The organism is Aquisphaera insulae, from assembly GCF_011064615.1.
Classification (GTDB): Bacteria; Planctomycetota; Planctomycetia; order Isosphaerales; family Isosphaeraceae; genus Aquisphaera; species Aquisphaera insulae.
The window spans coordinates 1-8,243 of record NZ_JAALJH010000168.1; the positions used below are offsets into that span (position 1 = coordinate 1).

An 8,243-nucleotide genomic window follows, 5' to 3' on the forward strand; every position below is an offset into this window, starting at 1 on the left:
AGCGTGATATCTTGCACCGGGCAGGCTCGGTACTTCTGAGCCCCAGTCGAAACCCCAGGACAAGATTGAGGGCCGTGGCTCAGCCGGAGGTGTGGCTTTTCTTCGACCGGCCACATAAGGAACAATTTTATTGGGCAGAGGGACTTTCACACCGAGAAATGTTTCCCAATTTTGAAATACAAATTTATCAGCAATTAGAGCTTCGGTAGGTTGCACAGGAGGAGTAGCTGTGGCCATAGCCGAGGCCAGCTTAATCCCATATTTCTCCACCTCGTCCTTTAGAAATGCAGCGGTATTCTGTCCACCTGTAAAGTATACATCTAGGGCTGCTAGAACGAGGTGAGTGACACTGTACTCACCTCCCGGAACGTAAAAATCGTAGTCTGATTTGATCGTTGATTCGACTTCATCTCTGTTGTGCGGCATCTTGTTCTCACTCGTTTCGAATTGGAGGCGAGTACCTGACCATGAACCGTGAATTTGTATGCGGTGCGATTACCTACTAAACGAGTTAGGCGCGGTCACCGCAGCTCACGCGATCATTAGAGCCGAGTGGTTCTTCCTACTTCAAGACGTAAAGAAAGGTTCACCTCAAGAATCCGCACCCAAGCAAGCATGTGGAAAATCGAGGAAAGTCAAGGAGTCAATGCCACGCACTCAGGACAAAGAAGCTGGAGAGGCTGGAGAAAGGAATCAGTCGCCACGATAGAAATCAGTGGTCACGCGCCCAAGATAGGGAAGCTGGCGATTGATACGCGACCGCATCGGCCCACCACAAGGGTCTGCGGTCTATCTCCATGGCAATCGGGCCGCTCTCCGATCACCGGACGTTCTGCGAAGCCCGGGTCAAATCCATCTCACGCCTCGCGGGCCGCGTCCTGTCGCGCTTCACTCGGGCCGATGGCCCGGGAGCAGGTCGGCGACGGCGATCCTGGCGACGGTACGGTCGTCGAGGACGAGATCGACCGAATCCGATCCGCCGAGGGTCTCGGGCTCGGTGCCGGGCCGGTGGACCTCGAGGCGATCGTCGACGAGGTTCAGGAGCCAGCAGGATGGGATGCCGGCGGCGAGGAAGAGGTTCATCCGCCGACGGTCTTCCAGGAGCGAACTGTCCGCGATCTCGACGACCAGGCCGACATGCTCGGGACGGGGCTGCGCCGCCAGGTAGTCCCGGGGGCGGCCGCGCACGAGGGCCGCGTCCGGCTCGGGCATGCTCTTCTGGCCAGGCAACGCCACGGGCTTCTCACTCAACCCGCACGAACCATCCCGAGCCCGACCCGAGCGCGATCGTCAGGGCGTCCTGGATGAGCGACGACGCCACGCCATGTCGCCTGCCCCTGGTCCTCTTGCCGACGATCCGCCCCTCGATCAGCTCCACCGGCGCCCGCTCGTCGATCACACCGGATTCGATCAGTTCCTCGTATTCCACCACCGTCATCCGGCGCGGGGGGACCGGGGGACGCGTCGTCTGGACCGGGTTCAGGGTGGTCATCGTGCCTTTTCCCTCCTCCGGGGGCTCGCAAAGCGGGACATCCCACGGGCTCGCAAAGCGGGACATCCCAGGATTTTGCCGCAATCTGCGAAGCCTGGGTGAGGGTTTTCCTCAGGTATGGCACGCCTCTCTCGCCGATCAGGCCCGCCGCGGTCCGGGCCTCCCATTCCGCGTCGACAGCGCGACGTGGTGCGGTCGCTCTTCCCAACAGGCTGATGCTGATCCTGGCTGGTTGCGACATCATCGAGGGCCTTTTCAGCGACGCAGGTCAATCGAGGACGTCCGCGACGGGAATCCGTCCGCTCGCGAAGCCATCAAGGGTAACCGGCACCTCGTCCCCGATGCCATGAACCGTCGGCGCATCGGGGCCTCCGGCCGGCGAATAAACCTCGACGCGCGAATCCCCCACGTTCACAACCCACACGATCGGGACGCCCGCATCCAGGTAGAAGGGGACCTTGAGTCGACGATCTCGAGAGAGCGTGGTGTCGGCCACCTCGATGGCCAGGGCCACCTCGTCAATCCTCGGGTTCCTCCGGCGATACCGGGGCTTCCGCGGTCCCCGGGCCACCAGGACGTCCGGGACGAGGACGGAGTCGGCCGCTTCGACGGTGACCTCGCGACCCACGAACCAGGCATCGGCCGGGATGATGGCCTTGAGGGCCTCCTCGATGTTGATCGCAACGTCCCTGTGAGGCCCTTCCTCGATGCTCGTGGCGACCAGTTGGCCTCCGATCAACTCGACCTTGCCCAGGTCCTCGAAGAGTCCGGCGTCGACGGCTCGCCAGAACCTCTGGGGCGTCCAGGTCATCGTCGATTCGCGCATCTCAACGCGGACCATCCGATCCTCCTTCCTGGCAAGGGGCCGGGAAAGGTCACGACTCGGGACGTCGATCCGGGAGCAGGGTCGCCGGGACCGGATTCAGGGTGGTCATCACGCCTTTCCCCTCCTCCGGTCGGGGCCTCTCGCGGCCCCTCCCGAGCATACGCATGAACAGGCGGCGAGGCAAGGCCGGGGCCGCCTTGACCTGGGCGGCCCGTCAGGGGAAGCCGTGGTCACGCCCTCAGTCGAGAGAAGCGGGCGATCGAGACGCGACCGCACCGGCCCACCCCACCACCTCTCTCGATGACCCAGGCGACTCCCCCTGGGTCCCTGGCGATTGACACGGGCCTGGCCGGCCTCGTCCCCCTGCTCCCGGATCAAGCCGGGGCCCTCCCCCGATTCTCGCCCTCCATCGTCCTGATCCGTGTCATCCGCGTCATCCGTGGTGGTCCCTCCCTGACGGGCGCCGGGCGTCGTCATCGCCCCCGAAACCTCCTTGATCTTGTAAGAAAAACTGGCTAGTATTTCTTACATGGGAAGCACCGAACAGGTCGCCCAAAGCATTGATTCCAGGCTTCTTGCCCGGATCCGGGGGCGGGGACGGGGTGCGGTGCTCGTCCCCGGGGACTTCCTGGACCTCGGGAGCCGGCAGGCCGTCGACGTCACGCTCCACCGACTCGCGAAGAAGGGCACCATCCGCAGGCTCGCCCGCGGCCTCTACGACTATCCGAAGGAGCATCCGGCCCTGGGGACGCTCTCGCCGTCGGCCGACGCGATCGCCAGGGCCCTGGCGGGGCGGGACCGCACCCGCCTCCAACCGGCCGGGGCCTACGCGGCGAACGTCCTGGGCCTCTCCGAGCAGGTGCCGGCCAGGGCCGAGTTCCTGACCGACGGCCCGAGCCGAACGGTGAGGGTGGGGAACACGACCATCCAGCTCCGGCGCACGACGCCCAGGAACATGGCGGCCGCGGGGAAGCTGAGCGGCCTCGTGGTCCAGGCCCTCCGCGCCCTGGGAGAGCCGCACGTCACGCCCGATCGGATCGAGCACCTCCGTCGCACCATCCCGGCCGAAAAACGCCGCGAGCTCTCGAAGGACCTCTCGGTCGCCCCGGCATGGATGCACCCGATCCTCCGAAGGATCGCGGAGGAGCCGTGAAGATGGACACGGGCCTGGCCGGCCTCGGGCCCCCGGCTCCCGGATCAAGCCGGGGCCCTCCCCCGATTCTCGCCCTCCATCGTCCTGATCCGTGTCATCCGCGTCATCCGTGGTAGTCCCTCCCCGACGAGCACCGGGCGTCGTCATCGCCCTCGGTCGGGAGTCCTGCACGTGCCGGGAATCGGCGCCCACGCACCCACTTTCCAGGGCGTCCATATTGGCCGCACATGAGGCCACGGCTAGAATGACCTCAAGGGCTGTCGCCGGGATATGTCCGGCGCGGAGGTGATGCATGCCGACGCTATCAACCGTTGATGCCACCGAGCTTCTGGCGAAGGGGGTCGAGAGGGCGAGGCCCTCCGAGCTCGCGGAAATCCACTCCGAGCTCTTCCCGGAGAGGCTCGCGGACGGGCCCCCGACGGCTGCGGACCTCGCCCGGCATGTCCGGGGCGGGCTCGAGGCGGAGGAGCTCGTCGACCTGTGGAACGTCGTGTTCCCCGCGGATCGAAACGTCCGGTACGACGAGGAAGACGAGAAGATCCACTACAACGAAGAAGCCTTCGGCTACGCCGAGGCGGATTGACGGCGGGGGCCGAACGGCCGGGGTGCCGAACGGCCAGGCATCTTCGGAGTCCTCCCTTGCCCGTGACGGCCCTCCTGCACTTCACGGAAGACATCGCGCGGGCCAGGGCGATCGTGGCCCACGCCGACCCGCTCCCGCATGCCGCTCCCGAGGAGAAGCGGCTCCGCTCCGACCTGCTGAGGGGTGCCTGGATGTTCGCGGTCGGCGCGCTCGACGCCTACTTCTGCGATGCCTACACGGACATCATCGCGGCGACGGCAAGCTCGAAGAGCCGACAGCCGGGGATCGTGCTCCCGGAGTGGGTCTACGAGGTCAAGTTCCCGCTCCGCGCCATCCTGGAAGAGTATGCCAACGAGAACTGGCGGTGGCGGATGGCCGCCCGGAAGATGATGGAGCGGGAGACCGTCATCAGCCTGGACGCAATCCAGAACCTGTTCAACAAGTTCTTCCGCCGGGGGCATAGGTTCTTCCGCGACCCGCTCGATGCCTGGATGTCCCGGCCGGACGCGAAGATCCGCCTCTTCGGCATCTCGCCGGCGGACTACCTCGCCAGGAATCCGCAGGACAGGAACGCGGCACGCGAGGCCGCGATCGAGCAGTTCAAGGAGCGTTTCCGCGCCATCTTCCAGCGCCGCCACGACTGTATCCACAACTGCGACCGCCCGCGGATGTCCCCGCAGCCGCTCGAACGGGGAGGCACCGTGTTGAAGGTCGTCCAGGACATCGAGTTCCTGGTAAGCCGCTGCGACGAGCACATCGCCGCCGAGTTCCGCGAGTTCCTGCGCGGGGTCGGAGCCACTTCGCCGACCATCGCCCAGGCGGGATACTGAGAGTCTGTCCCGAAAAGGCGAGCGGGGGGCGTCAGCCCCCTGTCCGGAACCGAGAAGACAGGGGGCTGACGCCCCCCGCTCGACTCGGAACCCGACTCCCGGGACAGACTCTCAGTGGCCACGTACCCAAGCTAGAGAAGCGGGCGATCGAGACGCGACCGCACCGGCCCACCCCACCACCTCTCTCGATGACCCAGGCGACTCCCCCTGGGTCCCTGGCGATGGACACGGGCCTGGCCGGCCTCGGGCCCCTGCTCCCGGATCAAGCGGGGGCCCTCCCCCGATTCTCGCCCTCCCTCGTCCTCATCCGTGTCATCCGCGTCATCCGTGGTAGTCCCTCCCCGACGAGCACCGGCGTGACCCGTAACCTGTCCGACCTCCGGATCGCCGGCTTGCCGTTGCGGAATCCCTGGGACGCCTCCCCTGGAACGGACCGTTCCTGCCGCGCTCAAGACCGGCCGGCCGCGAGCCGATAAGACTCGTGTGCTTTGCCAGTGCTCCGCGCCAAACACTTTTGCTACCCGGCGGTCCGCCGCCCGGTATTGCACCCGCCGCGAGCGGCAGGCGAGGCATCCTTCACCGAAGCCGGGCAGGTATCCCCTGCCCGGCTTCCGGTGTTTCCGGCCCGGCGCTCGCCAACCCTGACCATCACCTTGCCTCTCACCATGCCCGGCCCGACATCGATGTTCCCCGCCGACCTCAGGGCTCGGAAGCGGCCACCAGGATCCCGACCTCCACTCCGCCTGACCGACCCGATGTCCCTTGCCGGGGTATGCCGCCGCGATCATGATGGCGGCCACGAGGTCGCGTCTCCCCTGCGCTCCCGAGGGTGGGACGGGCCCTGACCGAGACGGGCACCATCCGGGAGATCCCGGATCCATCGACGGAGGGGAACATGGTCCACCCTGCAATCGCGGTCCTGGTTCTGGGCTTCGGGGCCGCAGCCGGCGCGGGAGATCCGGTCGTCATCGGCGAGACGCGGCGGATCCATTCCGCCGTCCTCAACGAGGACCGGGTGTACCGGGTCTCCTTGCCGGAGAGCTACGGATGGGCGAAGGATCGACGCTACCCGGTCCTCTTCCTGCTCGACGGCCAGACGCATTTCGTCCACGCGGCGGGCTCGGTCGGCTACCTCGCGCAGCAGGGCGACATCCCCGAAATGATCGTGGTCGGGATCGACAGCACCGTCCGCGTCAGGGACTTCACGCAGACCGACTGGCCTAGTCACTGGATCGGCGGCGGCGGGGCGGGGCACTTCAAGCGATTCCTCTCCACCGAGCTGATCCCGGACGTCGATAAGCACTATCGCACGGACGGGTTCCGGGTGCTCTCCGGCCACTCAGCCGGGGGCCAGTTTGCCCTCTACACCCTGACCTCCGACCCGTCACTGTTCCGGGCCTATTTCGCGATCAGCGCGAGCCTCGACTGGGACGACAACCTCCCGCAACGATCGCTGGAGCAATCCCTCAAGGCGACTCGGGAATTGAATGCCTTCCTGTACGTGGCGAGGTGCGACGACTCGGGCCGGCCCCTGGCCGACTACGACAAGCTGGTCGCGACGCTCAAGGCCTACTCCCCGCAAGGATTCCGGTGGTTCGAGCGACCCTACCCCGACGAGACGCATGGCAGCGTCGCCCTGCTCGCGCAGATCGACGCGTTGCGTCAGCTCTATTCCGGCTATCGGTTCCATCCCGACATGGTGGAAAAGGGGCTTCCCTTCGCGGAGCAGCATTTCAGGGACGTGTCGAAGAAGGTGGGATGGCCCCTGGCCGTCCCGGAGGGCGTGATCAACGAACTCGGATATGAGGCGCTCTCGCGGAAGAAGACCGAGGACGCCATTTCTCTCTTCAAGCGCAACGTCGAGGCCAACCCGAATTCCGCCAACGCCCACGACAGCCTGGCGGATGGCTATGCGAAGGCGGGGATGTGGAAGGACGCGGCGGGCGCCTCGGATCGGGCCGCGGCATTGGCCGTCGAGTTCGACCTCCCGAACCGCTCCGAACTCATCGCCCGGGCCAGGAAGATGAAGGAACAGTCCGGGCGGGGATCCGAGAAGCCCGAGTGATCGCCGTCCGCGGCGAGGACGGGCCGGAGATCGGCGCCCCGGCGATCGAGACGGCGTGAGGGCCCCCCGGCGCCCCCCTCCGCACGACGGGCACGATCGCGCCGAATGACGTCGCCTTCAGATTGACAATCCAGGTCGAACCTGCGAGACTCTCTATGACAGTTGTAAAACTCAAGGAGCCGAAACCATGCGAACCGGGTTCACGCTGGTCGAGACACTGGTCACGCTCGTCATCATCGGCCTCCTGCTGGCGATCCTGGCGCCTGCGGTCCAGTCCGCGAGGGAATCGGCCAGGAGGACGGCCTGCCAGAACAACCTCCGGCAAGTCACGGCGGCGGTGCTTCAGCATGAATCGACCTTCCGGGCATTACCGTCGCTCTACAACGGTACGTTCCTCCCTCAGCCCCGCTCCGGGATCGATGAGTTCCACTTCCATTCCTGGCGCACGGCGATCCTTGCCCATCTCGAACAGCGACCGGTCTTCGCTTCCCTGAACCTGGCCCTCCCCGCCACCACCCCGGCAAACCAGACCGGCTTGAATGCCACGGTCGGCACGTTCCTCTGCCCGTCGACGAGCACCCCGAACATGAACGTCCCGGCCATCCTGGAGTGGAACGACGGCAAGTTCCCGACCCGGAGCATCGGCACCGCAGCCCGCAGCGACTACGAGATCGTGGGGGGGGTCCGCATCAAGCACCAGACGGGATCGAGCTCGGACCTGAGCATCGTCCGTTTCGGCGCATGGGGCGAGCCGACCTATAACCTCGCCACCGGGGCCTCGATTCGGTATCGGGTGGCGCGCCTTGCGGACATCACCGATGGCCTCTCCCACAGCGTGTTGATCGCGGAGCGTGGTGGCAGGCCGGACATGTACCGCAAGGGCATGCCTCCCGAGATTTATCCCTACAGCACCCCCACGGCAGGCATGGACCATCACCAGGCCGCCTGGGCGGTGAGCACGCACTTCTGGTGGACGGTGGCCAGTAAAGACCAGCCGATCAACCAGACGAACGCCACGGGCATCTTCTCGTTCCATCCAGGTGGTGCGAATGCGGCGTTCGGCGACGGCTCGGTGCGATTCCTGAAAACGACGACCCGTGCGGATGTGCTGAACGCGATCGGGACGAGAGCGGGTGGAGAAGTCGTGTCGGAGCCGTGAGGTCGACACCGTCCTCAACCGCCATCGCCCTGATCCACTTCGCAGCCACCCTGGGGAGAGTATCCAGCCCCGCCGGGGCGTGAACGGTTAGCATATCCCCGACTGGTTTCCCCTTCGGGACCTCTCTCCCCCAAG

Annotated in this window: 9 protein-coding genes; 5 read left to right on the forward strand and 4 right to left on the reverse strand. The window is 65.8% G+C overall.

From position 1 onward, the window contains the following. The 4 genes from G6O54_RS36065 to G6O54_RS36080 form a co-directional block, all read right to left on the reverse strand. Positions 1-426, reverse strand: a 426-nt coding sequence (locus G6O54_RS36065) for a hypothetical protein (RefSeq protein WP_165235632.1), incomplete at its 3' end; no start/stop codon positions are given. 462 nt (positions 427-888) lie between these two features. Beyond that, entirely contained in the window at positions 889-1,251 is a 363-nt protein-coding gene (locus tag G6O54_RS36070) for a Uma2 family endonuclease (protein ID WP_165235635.1), read from the reverse strand. Then, entirely contained in the window at positions 1,244-1,492 is a 249-nt protein-coding gene (locus G6O54_RS36075; RefSeq protein WP_165235638.1) for a hypothetical protein, read from the reverse strand. Before G6O54_RS36075 ends, G6O54_RS36070 begins: the two co-directional genes overlap by 8 nt. A gap of 268 nt (positions 1,493-1,760) precedes the next feature. Continuing rightward, on the reverse strand, positions 1,761-2,333 hold the full coding sequence (locus G6O54_RS36080) for a Uma2 family endonuclease (RefSeq protein WP_165235640.1): 573 nt from the start codon (positions 2,331-2,333) through the stop codon (positions 1,761-1,763). A 592-nt stretch (positions 2,334-2,925) separates the two neighbouring features. Here G6O54_RS36080 and G6O54_RS36085 point away from each other — a divergent pair. The 5 genes from G6O54_RS36085 to G6O54_RS36105 all read left to right on the forward strand — a co-directional run bounded on the left by G6O54_RS36085 (position 2,926) and on the right by G6O54_RS36105 (position 8,108). Next, positions 2,926-3,471, forward strand: a complete 546-nt coding sequence (locus tag G6O54_RS36085) for a DUF6088 family protein (RefSeq protein ID WP_205679162.1) — start codon at positions 2,926-2,928, stop codon at positions 3,469-3,471. A 292-nt stretch (positions 3,472-3,763) separates the two neighbouring features. Further along, complete coding sequence (locus G6O54_RS36090; RefSeq protein ID WP_165235646.1) at positions 3,764-4,054, forward strand: hypothetical protein; 291 nt, start codon at positions 3,764-3,766, stop codon at positions 4,052-4,054. A 56-nt stretch (positions 4,055-4,110) separates the two neighbouring features. After that, the gene (locus G6O54_RS36095) at positions 4,111-4,884 is read left to right on the forward strand and encodes a hypothetical protein (protein ID WP_165235649.1); all 774 of its coding nucleotides are present in this window, start codon (positions 4,111-4,113) and stop codon (positions 4,882-4,884) included. Positions 4,885-5,779: 895 nt separating this feature from the next. Further along, a complete protein-coding gene (locus G6O54_RS36100; protein WP_165235652.1) occupies positions 5,780-6,949 on the forward strand; it encodes an alpha/beta hydrolase-fold protein in 1,170 nt (389 codons plus the stop codon). A 187-nt stretch (positions 6,950-7,136) separates the two neighbouring features. Then, complete coding sequence (locus G6O54_RS36105) at positions 7,137-8,108, forward strand: DUF1559 domain-containing protein (protein WP_165235655.1); 972 nt, start codon at positions 7,137-7,139, stop codon at positions 8,106-8,108. The last annotated feature ends 135 nt before the right edge of the window (positions 8,109-8,243 follow it).